The sequence below is a fragment of the Pseudarthrobacter sp. DSP2-3-2b1 genome, assembly GCF_049895945.1.
In the GTDB taxonomy this organism is placed as follows: domain Bacteria; phylum Actinomycetota; class Actinomycetes; order Actinomycetales; family Micrococcaceae; genus Arthrobacter.
The window spans coordinates 449,271-468,536 of sequence record NZ_JAFCTI010000001.1; the positions used below are offsets into that span (position 1 = coordinate 449,271).

16 protein-coding genes are annotated in these 19,266 nt (G+C 64.9%); 7 read left to right on the plus strand and 9 right to left on the minus strand.

The window, feature by feature from the left end:
- Nucleotides 1-140: 140 nt before the first annotated feature.
- Together ACP7AX_RS01910 and ACP7AX_RS01915 are read left to right on the plus strand one after the other, a co-directional pair.
- Nucleotides 141-881, plus strand: a complete 741-nt coding sequence (locus ACP7AX_RS01910; RefSeq protein WP_426225196.1) for a YqjF family protein — start codon at nucleotides 141-143, stop codon at nucleotides 879-881.
- A 300-nt stretch (nucleotides 882-1,181) separates the two neighbouring features.
- Entirely contained in the window at nucleotides 1,182-1,973 is a 792-nt protein-coding gene (locus ACP7AX_RS01915; protein ID WP_426225197.1) for a ZIP family metal transporter, read from the plus strand.
- Between the two features lie 30 nt (nucleotides 1,974-2,003).
- On the opposite strand, the gene ACP7AX_RS01920 is transcribed toward ACP7AX_RS01915, so the two are convergent.
- Nucleotides 2,004-4,511, minus strand: a complete 2,508-nt coding sequence (locus ACP7AX_RS01920) for a Tex family protein (protein ID WP_426225198.1) — start codon at nucleotides 4,509-4,511, stop codon at nucleotides 2,004-2,006.
- Nucleotides 4,512-4,696: 185 nt separating this feature from the next.
- Here ACP7AX_RS01920 and ACP7AX_RS01925 point away from each other — a divergent pair, with 185 nt between their 5' ends.
- Nucleotides 4,697-4,993: a hypothetical protein gene (locus tag ACP7AX_RS01925; protein ID WP_131682329.1), complete on the plus strand. Its 297-nt coding sequence runs from the start codon at nucleotides 4,697-4,699 to the stop codon at nucleotides 4,991-4,993.
- A gap of 240 nt (nucleotides 4,994-5,233) precedes the next feature.
- Here the strand turns inward: ACP7AX_RS01925 and ACP7AX_RS01930 are convergent, their stop codons facing one another.
- Complete coding sequence (locus ACP7AX_RS01930; protein WP_131682330.1) at nucleotides 5,234-6,304, minus strand: alkene reductase; 1,071 nt, start codon at nucleotides 6,302-6,304, stop codon at nucleotides 5,234-5,236.
- A 201-nt stretch (nucleotides 6,305-6,505) separates the two neighbouring features.
- Between ACP7AX_RS01930 and ACP7AX_RS01935 the strand changes: the two genes are divergently transcribed.
- From ACP7AX_RS01935 to ACP7AX_RS01945, 3 genes are all read left to right on the plus strand, one after another.
- Nucleotides 6,506-6,940: a pyridoxamine 5'-phosphate oxidase family protein gene (locus ACP7AX_RS01935; RefSeq protein WP_131682331.1), complete on the plus strand. Its 435-nt coding sequence runs from the start codon at nucleotides 6,506-6,508 to the stop codon at nucleotides 6,938-6,940.
- Between the two features lie 159 nt (nucleotides 6,941-7,099).
- On the plus strand, nucleotides 7,100-7,570 hold the full coding sequence (locus ACP7AX_RS01940; protein ID WP_131682332.1) for a DNA mismatch endonuclease Vsr: 471 nt from the start codon (nucleotides 7,100-7,102) through the stop codon (nucleotides 7,568-7,570).
- Between the two features lie 269 nt (nucleotides 7,571-7,839).
- On the plus strand, nucleotides 7,840-8,250 hold the full coding sequence (locus ACP7AX_RS01945; RefSeq protein ID WP_131682333.1) for an Hpt domain-containing protein: 411 nt from the start codon (nucleotides 7,840-7,842) through the stop codon (nucleotides 8,248-8,250).
- Here ACP7AX_RS01945 and ACP7AX_RS01950 read toward each other — a convergent pair.
- Nucleotides 8,223-8,993, minus strand: a complete 771-nt coding sequence (locus ACP7AX_RS01950; protein ID WP_426225199.1) for a response regulator transcription factor — start codon at nucleotides 8,991-8,993, stop codon at nucleotides 8,223-8,225. The genes ACP7AX_RS01945 and ACP7AX_RS01950 overlap by 28 nt on opposite strands.
- A gap of 100 nt (nucleotides 8,994-9,093) precedes the next feature.
- On the opposite strand from ACP7AX_RS01950, the gene ACP7AX_RS01955 reads away from it, so the two are divergent.
- Nucleotides 9,094-10,752, plus strand: coding sequence for a sensor histidine kinase (locus ACP7AX_RS01955; protein WP_426225200.1), 1,659 nt, complete (start codon nucleotides 9,094-9,096; stop codon nucleotides 10,750-10,752).
- A 45-nt stretch (nucleotides 10,753-10,797) separates the two neighbouring features.
- Here the strand turns inward: ACP7AX_RS01955 and ACP7AX_RS01960 are convergent, their stop codons facing one another.
- From ACP7AX_RS01960 to ACP7AX_RS01985, 6 genes are all read right to left on the minus strand, one after another.
- Nucleotides 10,798-12,057, minus strand: a complete 1,260-nt coding sequence (locus ACP7AX_RS01960) for a 5-methylcytosine restriction system specificity protein McrC (RefSeq protein ID WP_426225201.1) — start codon at nucleotides 12,055-12,057, stop codon at nucleotides 10,798-10,800.
- 58 nt (nucleotides 12,058-12,115) lie between these two features.
- A complete protein-coding gene (locus ACP7AX_RS01965) occupies nucleotides 12,116-14,347 on the minus strand; it encodes an McrB family protein (protein WP_426225202.1) in 2,232 nt (743 codons plus the stop codon).
- Between the two features lie 95 nt (nucleotides 14,348-14,442).
- Nucleotides 14,443-14,709 carry a PLDc N-terminal domain-containing protein gene (locus ACP7AX_RS01970; RefSeq protein WP_131682337.1) on the minus strand — a complete coding sequence of 89 codons (267 nt, stop codon included), beginning with the start codon at nucleotides 14,707-14,709 and terminating at the stop codon, nucleotides 14,443-14,445.
- 141 nt (nucleotides 14,710-14,850) lie between these two features.
- Nucleotides 14,851-15,267: an acyl-CoA thioesterase gene (locus ACP7AX_RS01975; protein WP_426225298.1), complete on the minus strand. Its 417-nt coding sequence runs from the start codon at nucleotides 15,265-15,267 to the stop codon at nucleotides 14,851-14,853.
- A 125-nt stretch (nucleotides 15,268-15,392) separates the two neighbouring features.
- Nucleotides 15,393-17,462 (minus strand): ABC transporter ATP-binding protein, encoded by a 2,070-nt coding sequence (locus tag ACP7AX_RS01980; protein ID WP_426225203.1) that lies wholly within the window; start codon nucleotides 17,460-17,462, stop codon nucleotides 15,393-15,395.
- A complete protein-coding gene (locus tag ACP7AX_RS01985) occupies nucleotides 17,459-19,192 on the minus strand; it encodes an ABC transporter ATP-binding protein (RefSeq protein ID WP_426225204.1) in 1,734 nt (577 codons plus the stop codon). Before ACP7AX_RS01985 ends, ACP7AX_RS01980 begins: the two co-directional genes overlap by 4 nt.
- Between the last annotated feature and the right edge of the window lie 74 nt (nucleotides 19,193-19,266).

Here is a 19,266-nt window from a genome sequence, read left to right on the forward strand (position 1 = left end):
GCCACCAAAGACCACCCACCAGGCTGGATCTCACCCACCGGCAGACACTACGCCACCGAAGAACCCGACTGGGAACCACCCCAACTACCGGAAGCGCTCACAAAAGCGGGACCGGATTCATTGGATGAAGGATTGAGGCGATGACAAATCAGCTGAGTAGCCCTGAACCGTGGCCGGAAGCGCCGCAACTGCCTGGCCCCATCATCATGGACCAGCGCTGGACCGATACCCTGTTCCTGCACTGGCGCCTGCCCGAGTCAGCCGCAGCCGCCTTCATGCCGCCCGGGGTGGTTCCCGACGTTTACGACGGTTCGTCCTGGGTGGGCCTGATCGGCTTTCGCATGCGCAAGGCCGCACTCGGCCGTGGACCAGCAATACCGTTCTTCGGGGATTTCAACGAGGTCAATGTTCGTCTCTACTCCCGTGGACCGGATGGCACTCGAGGCGTGGTGTTCCTGAGCCTCGACGCTGATCGCCTCGCGGTGGTCCTGGCGGCCAGAGCAGCCGGAATCCCTTACGTCTGGTCCAGAACTGACTTCCACTCCGCACAGTCGGACGGTTCCACTGGCTACTCGGTCCGGCGGTTCCGGGGCGGCGCCAGGAGCGAGTTCGCAGCTATACCTGAGCTGGAAGGCGTCGCCACCGATCCGTTGTCTGTACACCTCACCGCAAGGTTTGGCCTCCACACCACTTTCCGCGGCCGCACCCTGTACATCCCCAACACGCACTCGGCCTGGCCATTGCACCAGGCGGAGGTGACCCAACTCGACGACGGAATCGTCAACGCTGCCGGAATCGGGGTGGCTGGCCCCCCGGAGTCGGTCCTTTTCTCGCCGGGAGTCCGGACCCAGTTCGGCCGGCCGAGGGTTCTGAGTACCTAGCGGGCCGACGCCCGCCGACGCCCGCCCGGAGGACAGCACCACCAGCGCGTCGCCCCCGCGCGCTTTATGCGGTTATGCGTCCTGCCACCATCGCCCTTTACAAACCTGGCAACGAGGGTTCCCACACCCGCCTGAAGGGAGTTGGAGGGGTCAAAATACAGGTCTCCCTCGGTCGCCCGGCTGTGCGCGATGAGCTGTTCCGCTTCGAGTTTGGCTTCCGCCGCAGTGGCACCGACGATGCCTAGTCCTGACCTGCAAAAATAGGTTCCGCCCGCCGGGTCCCGCTCCTATACTGTCGGGATGATGATGTCGCTGGTTTTCGGCGCCATAGCATCCAGTGCACTGATTCTGGGTGCCTTCATCGGTGTTAAGTTCGAACTCCCCAAGCGCCTCCTGGCGATGCTCCTGGCTTTTGCAGCCGGTGCCCTCATCACTGCCCTGACCTTCGAGTTGTTCGAGGATGCCTACGAACGCGGCGGGATCATTCGGGCCGCCATTGGCTTGATGATGGGAGCCATCGTATTCACCGCCCTCAGCGCCTTGCTGGACCGGTGGGCCCAGCCGGGGTCCAAGGCCACGCCAGCGGACGAGTTCCAAGGCAGCGCCAAGCTCGACACTGACGCAGCCGCCGCGGACAAACCCGCAGCTGTTGAGTCGACCCGTGGTGCAGCCGGACTTGCCCTCCTGGCTGCTGTCACGCTGGACGGGGTGCCCGAAAACGTCGCCTTGGGGGTTTCCCTCGGTGAAGGAACCGGCGGCTTGGCATTGCTGGCCGCCATCTTTGTGTCCAATTTCCCGGAGGCCCTGGTGGGCGCGGCCTCCATGCGGACCCAGGGCCGCTCGGCCGGAAGCATCATCGGGCTGTGGGGTGCCTGCGCAGTGCTGCTGGTTGTTGCCGTTGTGGTCGGTGCCGGACCTCTTTCAGGCACCGACCCTGAGGCGATCTCGCTGCCCTTGGCCTTTGCAGCCGGGGCCGTGATTGCATCGCTGGCGGACACTCTGATGCCGGAAGCATTCGAGCACGGCGGCCCGGCGGTGGCGCTGAGCACCGCTGCCGGGTTCGTTCTGGCGTTCGTTCTGTCCCTCGCCTAAGCAAGGCCTTCCCCCGCCTGAGGCGGCGAACTACTTGCCCAAGCCGGCTTTGCGAAGCGCCTCGGCCATGGCGGTATTAGCGGGAGCAGGTTTGGGGGCAGGAGGCCGGCCGCCGGTGCCCCGCGCACCTGAATCCCCGCCTCCGGAGTTCGGCAAAGTGCTGGTCTTGCCACTGCCGCGGTTGTCCGACTTCTGACCACCGGCGCCCCGCCCACCTGAATCCCGGCCCCCGGAGTTCCGCCCGCTGGCGTCGCGGGTCCCGCCGAAATCCCTTGCGCCGCCCGGGGTCCTCGCGCCCCCGGACGGCGACGGCTCGTCGTCGAGCCTCAACGTCAACGAGATCCGCTTCCGTTCCGGATCGGCCTCCAGCACCTTCACCCGGACCACCTGCCCGGACTTCACCACTTCACGGGGGTCGGACACGAAGCGGTTGGCCAGCGCCGAGACGTGGACCAGGCCGTCCTGGTGGACGCCGACGTCAACAAAGGCGCCAAATGCCGCGACGTTCGTGACAGTTCCCTCCAGCACCATGCCGGGCCTGAGATCGGAGATCTTCTCAATCCCCTCCAAGAAGGTGGCCGCGGCGAAGGCGGGGCGAGGATCGCGGCCTGGCTTATCCAACTCGGCCAGGATGTCCTGCACCGTGGGTAACCCGAACGTCCCATCAACAAAGGTGCGTGGATCCAGGGAGGACGCAGGTGCGGACCCGGCCGCCACCAGGATTTTCCGCGCCACCGCGTAGGCCTCCGGGTGGACACTCGACGCATCCAGCGGTTCCGCTCCCCCGGTGATCCGCAGGAACCCGGCGCACTGCTCAAACGCCTTGGCACCCAGCCGCGGTACCTTCTTCAGTTCGCTGCGCTTGGCGAAGGGCCCGTGTTCGTTCCGGTACGCCACAATGTTTTCGCTCAGCAAGGGCCCGACGCCGGCCACCCGGCTCAGCAGCGCAGGCGAGGCCGTGTTCACGTCGACCCCCACCGCGTTCACGCAGTCCTCCACCACCGCGTCCAGGCTCCGGTCCAACTTCGACGCCGTGACATCATGCTGGTACTGGCCCACACCGATGGATTTGGGATCGATCTTCACCAGTTCCGCCAGCGGATCCTGGAGCCGCCGCGCGATGGACACCGCCCCGCGCAAGGACACGTCCATGCCCGGCAGCTCAGCGGCCGCCAGCGCAGATGCCGAATACACCGACGCCCCGGCCTCGGAGACCACCAGCTTCTGTGGCTTTTGCGCAGCGGCGGGAAGCAGTTTAATCAGTTCGGCAGCGAGCTTGTCCGTTTCGCGGGACGCCGTGCCGTTGCCAATGGCCACCAGCTCCACGTGGTGCTTCTGCGCCAACCGGACCAGCGTGGCGAGCGCCTCGTCCCATTTCCGGGCCGGCGCGTGCGGGTAGACGGTGTCCGTGGCCACCACTTTGCCCGTTCCGTCCACCACGGCGACTTTCACGCCGGTCCGCAGGCCAGGATCCAGACCAAGGGTGGCGCGGTTGCCGGCGGGCGCGGCCAGGAGGACATCGCGCAGGTTGGCGGCGAAGACCCGGACGGCCTCATCCTCGGCGGCGCTGAACATGCGGCCGCGAAGATCAGCGGTCAGCCGCGCAAGCACCCGCGAGCGCCAGGCAAGCTGCGCGGTCTGCATCAGCCACGCGTCGGCGGGACGGCCACGGTCCGCAACCCCGAGGCACCTGGCCACCGCAGCCTCATAACGGGCACGCGCGGCGGCAAGGGCGTCGTCGTCGGCCGGATCTGCCTCGGCGAGGTCAAGTTCCAGCACCCCATCCTTCTCGCCGCGCAGCAACGCCAGCACGCGGTGCGAGGGCATCCCGGACGGCGCCTGGGCGAACGCAAAGTAGTCCGCGAACTTCTGGCCGTCGGCTTCCTTGCCCTTCTTCACGCGCGACACCATCCGGCCCTGGGTCCAGAGCCGTTCGCGCAGGTTGGCGGCAAGATCCGGGTCCTGCGCAACGCGTTCCACCAGGATGGAGCGGGCACCGGCGAGCGCAGCAGAGGCATCCTCAACGGCGTGCTCCGGGTTCAGGTACTTGGCCGCCTCCCGTTCCGGATCGAGGTCCGGGCGTTTCAGCAGCGCCTCGGCAAGCGGCTCCAGCCCGGCTTCGCGGGCGATCTGGGCCTTGGTGCGCCGCTTGGACTTGAACGGAAGGTAGATATCCTCCAGCCGGGACTTGGTGTCCGCAGCAAGGATCGCCGTCTGGAGTTCCGGCGTCAGCTGCCCTTGGGCAGCGATCGCCTCAAGGACGGTACGACGGCGGTCCTCCAGTTCGCGGAGGTAGCGCAGGCGCTCGTCGAGCTCGCGGAGCTGTGTATCGTCCAGCGTCCCGGTGGCTTCCTTGCGGTACCGGGCGACGAACGGGACGGTGGACCCGCCGTCGAGCAGTTCCACTGCGGCCTTCACCTGCCAGGTATGAACGGCAAGCTCAGCGGCAATCTGGGCATAGATTGCGTCGTCCGGCGTGATGGCGCCGGTTTGGGCGGGCGATGCGGGGGACGAAGGGCGCTGCGGGAGTTGAGTCACCAGAACATTTTGCCCTACTGCCCTGACGGTCTCTACCAAGGCGGGCGCTGGCGGCTTTGCCTGTCACGGCGCCCGTTGCCCCGGCTCTGCCCGGGCGGGCAGCGGAAACGGGTATTCCACTCCGGGCCGTGAAGTGCTGTAGTTGAGTTGCCGTCATCGGTAATCATTTCGAGGAAGAGGCCACCATGCGGGAACTGCTCATCGTCTTTCAGGAAGGATTCGACGAGGCCAACATCACCGTACTGGTCAACGGCAAAGAGGTCCGCCGTGACGTCGGGGTCTCCACCAACCCGCTCTTGGGCGAAGCCTTCGAAGCTTCAGTGGAACTGCCCGCAAAGGGTGCCCAGGTGGGCGTGGAAGTCACCAACCGGGGCCTCAAAGGTATCCTCAAAGTCAGCGGAAAGCCCAAAAGTCTGCTCGTCTCCATCCAGGACGGCAAGCTGGTTATGCGCGAAGGAACCGGCCGGGAAGCCTTCCTCTAAATTCCCCTAGCTATGGTCCATTCGCTGGAGTATTCTGTCATCACCGCCCAGTCCATGCGAATCTGGGCGGGCCAACTTATAGCTCAGCCAAAACAGCCGTCGGATGGCTAATTGGCGCGGGCTGCCGGAACAGCACGCCGAGCAGCCGACGACGGCGGCACCCCCCGGGTGCCGCCGTCGCCCTGTGTTGCTGCCTGGACAGCAGTTGTAGCACTTAGAAAGGCGCCACAGTCACCCGTTTTAGCCGGCGTACGCCGGGTAATCGGTGTAGCCCTTGGCGCCCTCGGTGTAGAACGTGGCGGCGTCGATAGCGTTCAGCGGAAGGCTTTCCTTCCAGCGGCGGGCCAGGTCAGGGTTCGCCAGTGCGGGGCGCCCCACCACCACAGCATCCGCGTGGCCGTCGGCTACGAGCGCCAGGGCCTCCTCGCGGGTGGTGACCACGCCAAAGCCGCTGTTCACCAGGAACGGGCCGGCGAAACGGGTCCGGAGGTCCTGCACCAACTCCCCGCTCGGTTCGTGGTGCAGGATGCTCAGGTACGCCAGATTCAGGGAAGCGATGCTGTCCACCAGGACCTCATAGGTGGCGCGGACATCTGCCGCGTCCGTTTCCGCGATGCCCTGGACGTTGTGCTCGGGTGAGATGCGGATGCCCACGCGGTTTGAGCCGACAGCGGCAACCACGGCATTGACCGTCTCGATCACGAAGCGTGCCCGGTTTTCCGGGGAACCGCCGTAGCTGTCCGAGCGGACGTTCGAGTTCGGGGCGAGGAACTCGTGGAGGAGGTAACCGTTGGCTGAGTGCAGCTCCACGCCGTCGAAACCTGCTTCAATCGCGTTGACGGCGCCGGTGACGATCTCCTGCATCACTACGGACAGTTCCCCGGTGCTCAGGGCGTGCGGCACGGGGAACGGCTGCTTACCGGACGGCGTGCGGACTTCGCCGTCGATGGCAACCGCACTCGGTCCCACGATGGTCCGGCCACCCGTGATGGCCTCGTGGGACACCCGGCCGCCGTGCATGACCTGGGCGAACATCCGGCCACCCTCTGCGTGAACGGCGTCGGTGACCTTCTTCCAACCCGCAACCTGTTCTGCATTGACCAGTCCTGGCTGCCCTGAGTAGGAGCGTCCGGCAGGGCTCGGGTAGATACCCTCGCTCACGATAAGCCCCAAGGATGCACGCTGGCGGTAATGCTCCACCACCAGCGGGCCCGGGACACCTTCTTCGCCAGTACGGATACGGGTCAGCGGCGCCATCACCAGGCGGTTAGGCAGTTCGAGCTCGCCAAGGGTCAACGGAGAAAACAGCATGCGCGGTCCTTTCGAAAATGAACGGGTTCTGCTTGGCCCAACTGCCCGGCGCCTGCAACTATTCCGGGGTGAGACGCGGATCATGGGCTGCCGGCCGCCGGCAGCCCTGGCAGGCGCCGGCACATCCCCTCGCGGGGTGGGCGTCAGCAAAATTGTCCCGGGGTCTAGCATTCTTCTACCGATCGTAGAAGAATGGCCCACATGATGTTCAACCACGCAGATGGAAACCCTGTCCTGGAACTCGATGATGAGCAGTCCTGGAAACTCCTGGAGGCCACCAAGCACGGCCGGCTGGTTGTTTCAGTGGCCGGCGAACCCGACATCTTTCCCGTGAATTATCTTGCCTCGGGACGGAAGCTTTACTTGCGGACAGCGCCGGGCAACAAGCTCGCCCAGCTGACCATCAATTCGACCGTGCTCCTGGAGACCGACGGCATTCTCGAGGACGAGGCGTGGTCGGTAGTGGTCCGGGGCACGGCACGTGTCCTGAGCAACTCCGCGGAGCTCGCCGAGGTGGAGGGCCTGGGCCTCAAAACCTGGGTGCCCACGCTGAAGGACTTCTATGTGGAGATCGAGCCCCGCTCCGTCAGCGGCCGCCACTTCGAGTTCGGCGAGCAGCCTGAGCGCGAGATCTAGGAGCTCCTGGGTCACACTCCAAGGCTGGGTCACTCCGAGGCTGGGCACTTCCAGACTGGGTGACTCCGAGGCTGGGCACTTTCAGACTGGGTCACTTCTGAGGCGGGTAACTCCCCCAGCAGGTGAATCCTAAACCGGGCAAACTCCTAGACTGGAATCATGGCGGACAAGCTCACTCCCGAGCAGCGCAGCTGGAACATGTCCCGGATCCGGGGAAAGAACACCAAGCCCGAACTGCTGGTGCGCCGCCTGCTCCACGCCAAGGGCTACCGCTACCGGTTGCACGGAAAAGCCGGCAAGGCGCGCCTGCCCGGCCGCCCAGACCTGGTGTTCGCGGGACGGCGCAAGGTCATCTTCGTCAACGGCTGCTTTTGGCACTTCCACGACTGCCGGGTGGGCCAGCACGCCCCCAAAGCCAACGCCGCCTTTTGGGAGGCTAAGCGCACCCGCACCTTGCACCGCGATGCCCACCAACGCCTTGAACTCGAAAGTGCGGGCTGGGAAGTGCTCACGGTCTGGGAGTGCGAGCTGAAGGACGGCTCGTCCCTCGAAGCCCATTTGGTGAGCTTCCTCGGTTCGCCGGCTGGTACAGCCGCTCTTGCCAGCCCCACCCCGGGCCCGGCTGGCTGAGTCAGCGGGCCGACCGAACTCAGCGGGCCGACCGAATTCAGCTGGCCGATGGAACTTGAGACAATCTTGACTCTTTGCCCCGCCGCGAATTGATGCGCGCCCGCGAGGATTGGGCTCCTGAAGGTAAACCCGCAGTCTCCTCAGGAAAGCCACATTCCTTGTGCTGAGCCGTGCCGGGTCTACGTAAGAGTCTTAGTCTGAAAGTGGACGAAATGCCCGACGGCGCCGCCCCCTTTCCGGGGTGGCACACCCCAGCGGAAAGGACAGTAATGGCTTCCTCCGACGACGCCGGGCGGCCCTTGGTTGACCAATCAGTCCTTGACCGGCTGCGGGTTGAACTCGACGAGGATGAGGGCTACAGCACTGTCTTTGTGGGCAATTTCATTGGCTACCTGCCGGTCAGGATCGACAGGCTTCGGTTGGCGTTGACCACCGGAGACCTGGACGGGGCCGTGGACGCAATCCTCAGCCTCAAAACATCCAGCCAGATGGTGGGCGCCGAACGGCTGGCGTGCTTGGCGCTGACCCTGGAACGCTCCATCCGCGAAGAGTCGCAAAGCACCGATCCCTCAGTTGCGCTGCCCCGGCTGGCCGCCACACACCTGAAACCGATCAGCCACTGCATCCGCCAAACGGTCCACCGGCTGGAGTCTCAGCGCTCCGCCGGAGCCAGCCGGTAGCCGACGCCGCGGACTGTCTGCAGCCAGCGGGGGCGCTGCGGTGAATCGCCGAGCTTCTTCCGCAGGTTTCCCATGTGGACTTCCACGGAACGTTCGTCTGCCTCGCTGATGTAACTGCCGACGTCGTAATCCTCGTCGCGGAGCCGTCGCACCAGATCCGATTTGGTCCGGACCGTCCGCCCCGCCTCGAGCAGGGCGTAAAGCAGTTCGAACTCGGTCCGGGTCAGGTTAAGTTCAGCCCCATCCACTGTGACGGACCGTGAAGCGTAGCTCAGGACCAGGCCGTTGTGGCTGTAGGTTCCGTCGCCTGAGCCGGGGGGAGCGTCCACGGGCTGGTCCGCGCCGGGAACGGCTTCCGCCGGGTCGGGGACCGACCGGGGGCGGCGCATCATGGCGGCGATCCGGGCTCGTAGCTCGCGCGGCCTGAAAGGCTTGGTGAGGTAGTCGTCCGCCCCGGATTCCAGCCCGATCAGCGTGTCCAGCTCATCCGCGCGGGCCGTGAGCATCACGATGTAGGCATCGGAGAACTCACGGATCTGGCGTGACACCTCAAATCCGTCGATGTCCGGCAGCCCGAGGTCGAGGGTGATGACGTCAGGATTCAACGTCTTTGCGGCCAGGACCCCTTCGATGCCACTGCTGGCAACGGTCACCTCAAATCCCGCCTGGGTCAGGACCGTGCGTACAAGTTCGCGGATATCCTGATCATCCTCGATGACCAGCCCCACTCGTGCTTCACTCATCCCAGCCCCCTCAGCCACCTTGACAACGTCAGAAGTATAGCCCGCTGCCGATATCCTGCTGGTATGCGTCTCCCTATCGTCCCATCTCAGGCCCGAATTCATGCGTGACTCTGCTGTGCCGCGTGCTGTGGGCTGGCTGAAAGCGTTCCGCCGGCCTTTCCACGAGAACACCCTGACATCCCGGGTGGTCCTCAGCCAGGCACCGCTGTCCGTCACGGCCCTCTTTACGGCGTTCCTGGTGTTGGCGTTTTTCCCCGGCGTTTTCGAAAACCCCTTGTTTGTGGCGTTTTTGGTCTCCCAGCTGGTCATTACGGCGTTGTGTTTCCTGGTTCCCTGGGACCGGCTGCCGTTCACCAGCTTCCTTGTCCTTCCGTTGTTGGATTTCGTGTCCATCGGGTTGGGGCGGGAGGGTGGCCAGGACAGCCTGACAGGCATCAGCCTCCTCGCCGCGTTCCCCGTCATCTGGCTTTGCGCTTCGGGTTATTACCCGCGGACTGCCCGGTTGCTGTCCTTCGTGGGGCCGCTGGCAATCATCTGGGTTCCCCTCTTCGCGCGCGGGGACGTGTCCGGCCCGAGCCTTGCCAAAGCCCTGCTCATTCCGCTGATGATGCTGGGGATCGGAGTCTCTGTCAGCGTCCTGACGCAGAGCATGATGCGCCAGCAGCGGACCCTGGAGGAGAAGGACCAGCAGCTTCAGGCGGGCCTGGAAAAGTCCATGCGCCAGGAAGCGCTCCTCAACACCATCCTGGATACCGTGCACACTGGGGTCCTCGCCGTGGATGCCGGCGGGAACGACATCCTGATGAACCGGAAGCAGCGGGCCAATCACATCCTGGCCACGCCCCAGGACATCCCCGATCCGAACGAGTCCCAACTGCTGGTGTTCGCGGCGGACCGCACCACTCCGGTCCCTGTTGGGGACAGGCCGGTGCGCCGGGCTGTGCTCGGTGAGACGTTTACCGACTACCTGGTTTGGCTCGGTGCCGGGCCTCAGCAGCGGGCCATCAGCACCTCGGCCCGGGCTATGAAGGACGCCGACGGGAAGTTCGCGGGATCGGTGATCGTCTTCAGCGATGTGACGGACCTGGTGGATGCTCTGGCAGCCAAGGACGATTTTGTCTCCAGCGTCTCGCACGAGTTCAGGACACCCCTGACCTCGATTCTCGGCTACGTGGAACTGCTCCTGGCCGATGGACCGGACGAGGAACGGCAGCAGCCCCTGGAGATCATCAAGCGGAACTCGGAGCGGCTGCTCACCTTGGTCTCTGACCTTCTGGCCAGCAGGAACGGCCAACTGCTGGTGAAGCCGTACGCTGTGGACGTGGCTGACCTGGTGCGGGCCAGTGTGTCCGCCGCGCAGCCCAGGGCCGACTCCTCCGGGGTGGTCCTGGAGACGGACATTCCCGCGCAGCTGGAGGCCCACGTTGACGGCCCGCGCATCTCCCAGGTGCTGGACAACCTGGTTTCCAATGCGATCAAATACTCGCCCGACGGCGGCAACGTGGTGATTGCCCTGGTGCAGGAGGACGGCCACCTCAAGTGCCAGGTCCGGGATACCGGCATGGGCATGGCCCCTGCTGACCAGGCCGAGGTCTTTACCAAGTTCTTCCGGACCTCCAACGTCCGCCGGACAGCCATTCCCGGCGTGGGACTGGGGTTGCCCATCAGCAAGGCGATTGTGGAGGCCCACGGCGGAACCATCGAGGTGGAAAGCAAGCTGGGCCAAGGCACCACCTTCACGTTCCGGGTGCCCGTCTAGGCTTAGCACCAAGCCCGGCGCTTCCAGGGGCGGTGCCAGCGGGGTTTAGCGGGCGGCCCGGACCACTTCTCCCCACGACTGCCGCGCCAGATCGCCGATGGCAGCCAAAATTTCCGACGGCGGCCGCGAAAGGTCCAGCGGAAATTCGACGACGTCGATGTCGGTGTTCAGGATGCGCCGCAGTTTGACCTCTCCCGCACCTGCGTAGACCAGCCAGGCGGTGGGCACTTTCAGGGCGGTGCAGTACGCGAGCATCTGGTAATGGTCCGCAGTCAGGGACGCGCCCAGATCCGCCGCGGCCTTGTACTTCGCGTCATAGACCACCACTGGACGGCCGCCCAGCAGGTGCACTGCGTCCGGCCGCACGGAGAGCCGGTCCGAATCCCTGACAGCCTCACTCAGCAGTGCGTTGTACTGCAGCCGCATCTCCCCCGGGTATGCGGCCATCGCCTCGCGGAGGGCGGTGCCGACGAAATCCACAAACACCTGCTCCATGTCCACCACAAACGCGGCCGTCTGCTGTTTTCCTTCCCCTGCTTCAGCGGAGGCCTTGCGCAGGATCAGTTCAGCCAGGCGCAGGACCGCGTGGTAACGGACGTTCTTCCTGCTGGGCGTCCACGGCGGTGGCGGGGCTCCGGCCGGAAGGCGGGTGACGGCGTCGAGCTTTCCCTTGAGTTGCCGGAGGCGGCTCAGGACTTCGGGCCGGACCCGCGGGACCTGGCCCATGCGCTCGAGCGCGGCCCGCAGGACGCGGTTTTCGGCGATGTCCTCCGTGAACTCGTCGTAGGAGACTTCGAGCGGGACCAGCATGCCGGGGCGGCGGGAAATCTGGTCCGAAATCCGGATGCGGCCTTTCACTGTCCGCAGCGACTCGTCCACCGTGAGGTAGCCCTGCAGCACCCCGCGGCCCAAAGCACGCTCTGCCAGCTGGGCGAGGGATTCGGCCAGCGCGCTCCAGAGTTCACGGTCCTCGGCAGCGGCCACGGAATCCGGACGGAAGCCTTGCTCGCCGGCATAGCCGAGCAGGAACAGCAGCCTGCTCAGGCCCAGCCGGTCCTTGGGCCGCACATCCAGCTGGAGCGTGGAGGTGCGGACTGAACCCACCTTCCCCACGGGCTCGATGCGGTACAGGCCCATGCCCATCGGCGACGCCTTGGCCAGGCCGCTGGAGTTCACGAACGCCGCGGTGGCGGAATCCAGGCGCTCCACGATCCCGCCGGACAGCTCGTCCAGGACCAGGTGCCGGGCAGCTGGGGCCGCCCGAGCCGGCTGCCCAGCCTGGCCAGACTGGCCACGTGACGACACGGGCTTTCCGGCCGGCGCTTTGCTGCTCGCAGCGCCCTGCGACGGCTCGTGGGCAGGCTTAGCCGGCAGCAAGGCGTCCCAGCAACTGGTCCAAGCCGAACCGTTCCTCAAGCTGGGCCCGCTTCAGCTGGCCGTGATAGTGCTCCTCCAGCAGCGGCATCAGCTCGTATTTCCAGATCCGGCGCAGGCCGGCGGGTGTCTGCGCGGCGGGCTTCATGAAGTAGGACGGGCCGATCATCAGGTCCCGGTCCCATTCGTCGATGGCAGCGTTCAGCGCATCCAGCAACAACGCCGGTGTGGTGTCCAGCTGCCTGGCCTGGAGGAAGCGCAGCAGCGAACCCTTCACCGGTTCGGTCTGCGGATGCAGCTCGATGAAGGCGAAGCGGCGGCGGATGGCTGCGTCCATCATGGCGATGGAGCGGTCCGCCGTGTTCATGGTGCCGACGATGTAGAGGTTGTCAGGCAGCGTGAACGGCTCGTTGGGGCTGTACTGCAGGTAGATCCGGTCATCGCGGTATTCGAGCAGGAAGTACAGCTCGCCGAACACCTTGGCCAGGTTGGCGCGGTTCATTTCGTCGATGATCAGGAAGTAGGGCTTGCTTTCGTTCCCGGGCTTGGCTGCTTCCTCGGCCAGCCGGCGCAGCGGCCCGGCCACGAGCTTGAAGGACACCTGGCCCTCATCCGTTTTGTCCGGCCGGTACCCTTCGAAGAAATCCTCGTAGGCGTACGACGGATGGAACTGGACCAGTTTCACCCGTTCGTCGGTGCTGTCATCGGCAAGCTCAGCGGCGAGGTGCTTGGCCAGGTAGGTCTTACCGGTCCCGGGCGGGCCGTACAGGACCAGTTGCCTGTTCTCCTCCAGCAGCTCCGCGATCTCCTGCAGCGGTTCGAGGTCCATGTGGAGCGAATCCGCGAAGCCGCGGCTGAGCGGGCGGAAGCCCTCGTGGACCGGGACAACCTCGACGGCGGCGGTGGCGGGGTCGTCGTCGTCCGGTTCCGCCTCGGCGGGCACGAGCGACTGGAGTGCCTGCACCACTTTGGTGACGTCAACGATGATTCCAGGCGTGGCCAGCTGCCGCTGGACGTGCCGGGGCAGGTCCGCGGTGGTGTGGGCGTCGTCAAACCAGCGGACCTTGCGGCGCATCCGGCGGTTGTCCTCATTGTGTTCCGGTTCGCCGAGCACCACACCGAGCCGGACGGCGCCGGCGTGCTGGCAGAGGACGAGGTCGCCGGGCTTCATCACCGTCAGGAAGGCGAAGACGGCCGTTTTGGTGTCCTCCCGTTCCACGTAACCCAGGTGCTTGTAGTCCTCGTCCACGGCATGCTGGACCAGCCCGGCAGTCACACCAGGGTCCAGGAAGCGGAGATGCTCGACGTCGAGCGTTACCTTCTCCTCGGCCTGCCAGGCGGCGAGGAGCTCGGTGTTGTCGCTGTGGGTCCGGAGCAGCCAGGCCCGGCGGCCTGGGTCCCCCACCTTGCGCCACTGGCTGACCAGCTGGCGGGCGTACCAGTCAATCCGCTGGCCGGCCTGCTCATCCAGGTGCAGCCGGATACGGTGGATGTCCGCGGTGATGTCCGGGTCAGTGTCACCCTTGGCGCCGCCCACCAGGGAGGCAAAGGCGTCCCTGATCTCCTGGCGTTCCACGTCCGCCACCACCGGCTCAAAGAAGCTGGGCCAGGCAAGGTATTCGATGCTGCGGCGGATGGCCGGCTGATCCCCGGGGGTGGCTGCAGCGAGCTGGTGGAATTTCTGCGGATCCTTCAGGGCCTTGGCGATGGTGGAAGGCGGCTGCTGGTCCACGTGCTGGACAAACCGGCACAGCCACTTCAGATGGTCCCAAATGGTCCAGTTGAACTCAGCCGTCCGGTCCCTGATCACGCCGTGGTCCGTCATGCCCTTGTAGAGTTCCTCGGGCAGCTCCAGCGGCGGCTCCAGCCAGGACGCAGCTTCAGCGACGCGGGCACGCTTGACCTTGAGCGACTTGACCTCGTGGGCCAGCGGCAGCGACTGCAGGAAGAGCAGCTCAATGGCCAATTGCTTGGCTTCCCGGGAGGCGTCCTCGAGGTTCTGCCGGAGGTTGGTCATCATGGGCGCCTTGGCATCCGGGACTCCCTTCTCCAGGCGTGCCAGCAGCTCCGCGGCGGCGTCCGCTGTCCAGGTGAGGGTCTTGCCGTCCAGGGCGGACGGCTTGCCCTGGAGGCCCGGTCCGAGCACAAACCAGGCAGCGTCCTCGATCTCCTGGGAGATACCGGGGGCGCGGGCCATCACAGGTTTGGGGCTTGGAGTCATGGCTTCAAATTTACAGGCTCAAGCTGGGTGCCTGCTCCAAAGCACGTGGCTATGTGGACTCCGGAAGATGGCTGCGCCGGGTGCGCGCCTGAAAGCTATGTGGCAGCTCCAGGCCTCTTGCGGCCCAGGACGAAGTAGCCGATTGGCCCAATGAAATTGATCAGGGACGCAGCCCGCCAGGCCGCCTTCGGACCGTTGATTTGAGCTGCCGGGCGGCGCGAGATGTCACGCTGGGCGGCCACCATCAAGGACATCTGCACGATCCCTATCGCCACAAAAGAGGCCCGCGCACCCGGGGACATCTCTTTCCAGGTTTTTTTGCGCTGCTTGGGGACCTTGTGTTGCTGGGGTTTCTTGGCCATGACCAACGCTCCTTTGATAGACATCTTCAGTTTCCAGTGTGCGCCAAGCCTGGCGCAACGGGCTAAAGACCCGCCTGCAACGGCCCCGGGGGACCTGGAAGCAGGGCTGGCAGGCTTTATTTCCGGTGTTGCGAAGCGGGATCAGACAACAAACGGCACCATCCGCTCCTTCTGCTCCGGAGTGAGGCGCAGGACCCGCCCGGTGGCCTCGTCCACGAAGGCGAGGTGGCTGCTGGCCCGGACGCAGTCCTCCCGCGTGACGGGATCCTGGACCACGTAGTGAATGTCGAAGCTGGCGCCCTTCACGGCGCCTATCCACACCTGCACCACGGCCGGGATGTTGCGGTATTCGAGGGTCTTGACGTAACGGATCCGGTGGTCCACCACCAGGGCCAGGACCCCGTCAGGGACGTCGTTGAAGAGGGACACTTCCGGTTCGATCCCGGGCAGGCCTGCACCGCGGGGCGGGCCAAACGCGGCAATCCGCGCCTCTTCGAGCATGCGGACGATCTGGACGTTGTTGATGTGCCCATAGGCGTCCATGTCGCCCCAGCGCATCGGGATCAGGACCTCGATGCGCCGGGGAGCTGTGCCCTGCAGATCAGTGCCCTGCGGAGCTGTGGGCTGCGGAGCTGTGGGCTGCGGATCCGTGCCCTGGGAATCGGACGGGTCCGCCTGCACGCTCAGCTGTGTACCGCCGTCGAATCATCAACCACGGATTCTTCCACGTTGGAACCGGCGAACTGCGACATGTACAGCCGGTAGTACGCGCCCTCGGCGGCCAGCAACGTCTTGTGGTTGCCCTGCTCCACGATCTTGCCGTTCTCCATCACCAGGATGGTGTCGGCGTCGCGGATGGTGGAAAGGCGGTGCGCGATTACAAAGCTTGTCCGGTCCGTCCGCAGCGCCGCCATGGCCTTCTGGACCAGGAGTTCGGTGCGGGTGTCCACGGAGCTGGTGGCCTCGTCCAGGATGAGCAGCGACGGGTTGGCCACAAACGCGCGGGCGATGGTGATCAGCTGCTTTTCACCGGCGCTGACGTTGTTGCCTTCTTCGTCGATGACGGTGTTGTAGCCCTCGGGCAGGGCGCGGACAAAACGGTCCACGAAGGTGGCCTTTGCGGCCGCCATGATCTGTTCCTCGCTGGCGTCCAGGTTGCCGTACCGGATGTTGTCGTAGATGGAGCCGCCAAACAGCCAGGCATCCTGCAGAACCATACCCACCTTGGAGCGGAGCTCGGCCCGGCTCAGGTGCGTCACGTCCACGCCGTCCAGCGTGATGGCCCCTGAGTTGAGCTCGTAGAAGCGCATCACCAGGTTCACCAGGGTGGTCTTGCCGGCTCCCGTGGGGCCAACGATTGCCACAGTGTGCCCTGGTTCGGCGGTGAAGGAGAGGTTTTCGATCAGCGGCTTGTCCTCGGTGTAGCTGAACGTGACGTCCTGGAATTCGACATGCCCGTCGGTCTTGGCCGGTAGGTGCTCGGTGGCAGTCTCCGAATCCTGCTCATCGGCGTCAAGGAACTCGAAAACGCGCTCGGAGGAGGCCACACCGGACTGCAGCATGTTGGCCATCCCGGCCATCTGCCCCAGCGGCTGGGTGAATTCGCGTGAGTACTGGATGAAGGCGGTGGCGTCGCCGAGGGACATGGAGCCGGAGGCAACACGCAGGCCGCCCACCACGGCGATGCCCACGTAGCTGAGGTAGGAGACGAACTGCATCACCGGGAAGATGATGCCGGAGACGAACTGGGCGCCGAAGCTGGCCTTGTACAGTTCCTCGTTGCGTTCCTCGAAGCGTGCCAGCATGTCGGCGTCGCGGCCGAAGACCCGCACGAGGTCATGCCCCGAGAAGGATTCCTCGATCTGGCCGTTCAGGGCACCGGTGTTCTTCCATTGCGCGGCGAAGAGCTTCTGGCTGCGCGAACCAATGATGCCGGCGGCAACGCCGGAGAGCGGCAGCGCGATCAGGGCGATGAGCGCGAGCTGCCAGGAGACGATGAACATCATGATGACAATGCCGATGACGGTCAGGAGGGAGCTGATCAGCTGGGCGAAGGCCTGCTGGAGAGCCTGCTGGACGTTGTCGACGTCGTTCGTTACCCGGGACAGCACGTCCCCGCGCTGGCGGGTGTCGAAGTAGTTAAGCGGAAGCCGGTTCAGCTTCTTTTCGGTGTCGTCGCGGAGCCTGCGGATCACCTTCATGACAATCCGGTTCAGCACATAGCCCTGCAGCCACAGGAAGATGTTGGCCACAAAGTACATGACCAGGACGATCGCGATCAGGACGGAGAGTTTTTGGAAGTCGATCCCGGTGCCGGGCACCAATTCCATCTTCGCGATCATGTCCGCGAAGTTGTCCTGCCCCTGCTGGCGCAGGCCCGCCACGAACTCGTCCTTGCTTGCGCCTGCGGGCAGCTGCTTTCCCACCACACCGCCGAAGATCACGTCCATTGCCTGGCCCAGGATCTTGGGCGCGATGACGTTCAGGACCACGGAAACGATGACCAGGGCAACCACGGCGTAGATGCCGATCGCTTCGGGTTTCAGCAGCCCCATCAAACGCTTCGCGGAAGGCCAGAAGTGCTCTGCCTTCTTGGCAGGCACCCCGCCGAACATGTCGCCGTCGGCCTCGGAGGGCTTGTACTCCTCCTCAACGAAGTCGTCGTCGAGGAGCTCTGGTGTTGCCTCGGTTCCGGGGGTCACATCCGTGCCCTGCTCCGCGGCCAGTGTTGCGTCCTTCTTGCGGGCGCTCATGCCATTTCCTCCACGCTCAGCTGGGATTCGACGATTTCCTGGTAGGTGGGTGAGGTTTCCAGGAGTTCCTCATGGGTTCCGCGGTCCACGATCCGGCCGTTGTCCAGGACCAGGATCTGGTCTGCTTCGGTGATGGTGGAGATCCGCTGCGCCACGATGATCACGGTGGCGTCGGCGGTGGTTTTTTTCAGTGCAGTGCGCAGCCGGGCGTCGGTGGCAACGTCCAGTGCGGAAAAGGAATCGTCGAAAAGGTACACCTTGGGTTTGGTGACCAGCGCGCGGGCGATGCACAGCCGTTGCCGCTGTCCGCCGGAGACGTTGGTCCCGCCCTGGGCGATCCGGGCGTTTAGTCCGTTCTTCTTTTCGCGGACGAAGTCTCCGCCCTGGGCCACTTCCAGTGCGTCCCAAAGTTCCTGGTCCGTGGCTTCGGTCTTGCCGAAACGAAGGTTGTGCTCGATGGTGCCAGAGAACAGGTACGGCCTCTGCGGCACCATCGCTACCCGCTTGGTGATCTCGGCCCGGTCAAGGTTGGCGACGGACACGCCGTCCAGGAGAACCTCACCCTCGGCGATGTCATACAGGCGCGGCAGCAGGGACAGCAGCGAGGTCTTTCCCGCACCGGTGGAACCGATGATGGCCACAGTCTCCCCCGGCTTGGCAGTAAAGCTGATGTTGCTCAGCACCGGCGACTCGGCACCGGGGTAGGCAAAGCTGACGTTCCGGTATTCCACCACGCCGGCAAGGGCGGCAGGGGCCTCGGGCCGTTCGGGATCGTGGATGGACGGTTCGACGTCGAGCACTTCACCGATGCGGTCCGCACACACTGAGGCGCGCGGGATCATCATGGCCATGAACGTGCCCATCATCACCGCCATGAGGATCTGCAGCAGGTACTGCAGGAACGCGGTCAGTGCGCCCACCTGCATCTCACCGGAATCCACACGCTGCCCGCCGAACCACAGCACTGCGGCCGTCGACAGGTGCAGGATCATGCCAATGGCGGGGAACATCAGGACAAAAAGGGCCCCGATCTTCAGCGAAACATCAGTCAGTTCCTTGTTGGCCACCCCGAAGCGCTCGGTCTCGAAGGGTTCGCGGACGAATGCCCGGACCACCCTGATACCAATGATCTGCTCACGCAGGACGGCATTGATGCGGTCGATCTTCTTCTGCATGGAGCGGAACAGCGGCATCAGCCGCACCACCAGGTAGCCCACCACCACCAGGAGCACAGGCACCGAGACCCAGACGAGCCAGGACAGGCTAAGGTCCTCGCGCAGGGCCATGATGATGCCGCCGATGCACATGATAGGCGTGGCAACCATGAAGTTCAGGCCCATCAGCACCAGCATCTGTACCTGTTGGACGTCATTGGTGCCGCGGGTGATCAGGGTGGGCGCCCCGAACATGTTTACGTCCTTGGCCGAGAAACTGGTGACCTTGCGGAACACCCCCCGGCGGAGGTCCCGGCCCACAGCCATGGCCGTCTTGGAGCCGTAGTAGACCCCTGCGATGGCTGTGCCCACCTGGACAAAGGCCACCAGGAGCATCAGGCCGCCGGTCCGCCAGATGAAATCCGTGTCCCCGCGGGAAACGCCCTCATCGATGATCTGTGCGTTGAGGCTGGGCAGGTACAGCGCCGCGATGGTGGACGCGAGCTGGAACGCGACGACGGCAACGATGTATGGCATATACGGCTTGGAATAGCGCCGTATCAGGGTGAAGAGCATGCCCACGGGTCCTTAAGGGAGAGAGCGCGAATTAGTGAGTCCAAGTAGTAGCAGCCGGGGCTGACATTCCAGAC

Excerpts from the sequence above, each read along its gene's own strand:
- ACP7AX_RS01945 (WP_131682333.1), top strand. The coding sequence starts at position 7,840 with ATGGCTTCCTCCGACGACGCCGGGCGGCCCTTGGTTGACCAATCAGTC.
- ACP7AX_RS01985 (WP_426225204.1), bottom strand. The coding sequence starts at position 19,192 with ATGCTCTTCACCCTGATACGGCGCTATTCCAAGCCGTATATGCCATAC.
- ACP7AX_RS01925 (WP_131682329.1), top strand. The coding sequence starts at position 4,697 with ATGCGGGAACTGCTCATCGTCTTTCAGGAAGGATTCGACGAGGCCAAC.
- ACP7AX_RS01910 (WP_426225196.1), top strand. The coding sequence starts at position 141 with ATGACAAATCAGCTGAGTAGCCCTGAACCGTGGCCGGAAGCGCCGCAA.
- ACP7AX_RS01940 (WP_131682332.1), top strand. The coding sequence starts at position 7,100 with ATGGCGGACAAGCTCACTCCCGAGCAGCGCAGCTGGAACATGTCCCGG.
- ACP7AX_RS01965 (WP_426225202.1), bottom strand. The coding sequence starts at position 14,347 with ATGACTCCAAGCCCCAAACCTGTGATGGCCCGCGCCCCCGGTATCTCC.
- ACP7AX_RS01930 (WP_131682330.1), bottom strand. The coding sequence starts at position 6,304 with ATGCTGTTTTCTCCGTTGACCCTTGGCGAGCTCGAACTGCCTAACCGC.
- ACP7AX_RS01915 (WP_426225197.1), top strand. The coding sequence starts at position 1,182 with ATGATGATGTCGCTGGTTTTCGGCGCCATAGCATCCAGTGCACTGATT.
- ACP7AX_RS01935 (WP_131682331.1), top strand. The coding sequence starts at position 6,506 with ATGATGTTCAACCACGCAGATGGAAACCCTGTCCTGGAACTCGATGAT.
- ACP7AX_RS01975 (WP_426225298.1), bottom strand. The coding sequence starts at position 15,267 with ATGCGCTGGGGCGACATGGACGCCTATGGGCACATCAACAACGTCCAG.
- ACP7AX_RS01970 (WP_131682337.1), bottom strand. The coding sequence starts at position 14,709 with ATGGCCAAGAAACCCCAGCAACACAAGGTCCCCAAGCAGCGCAAAAAA.
- ACP7AX_RS01955 (WP_426225200.1), top strand. The coding sequence starts at position 9,094 with ATGCGTGACTCTGCTGTGCCGCGTGCTGTGGGCTGGCTGAAAGCGTTC.
- ACP7AX_RS01950 (WP_426225199.1), bottom strand. The coding sequence starts at position 8,993 with ATGAGTGAAGCACGAGTGGGGCTGGTCATCGAGGATGATCAGGATATC.
- ACP7AX_RS01980 (WP_426225203.1), bottom strand. The coding sequence starts at position 17,462 with ATGAGCGCCCGCAAGAAGGACGCAACACTGGCCGCGGAGCAGGGCACG.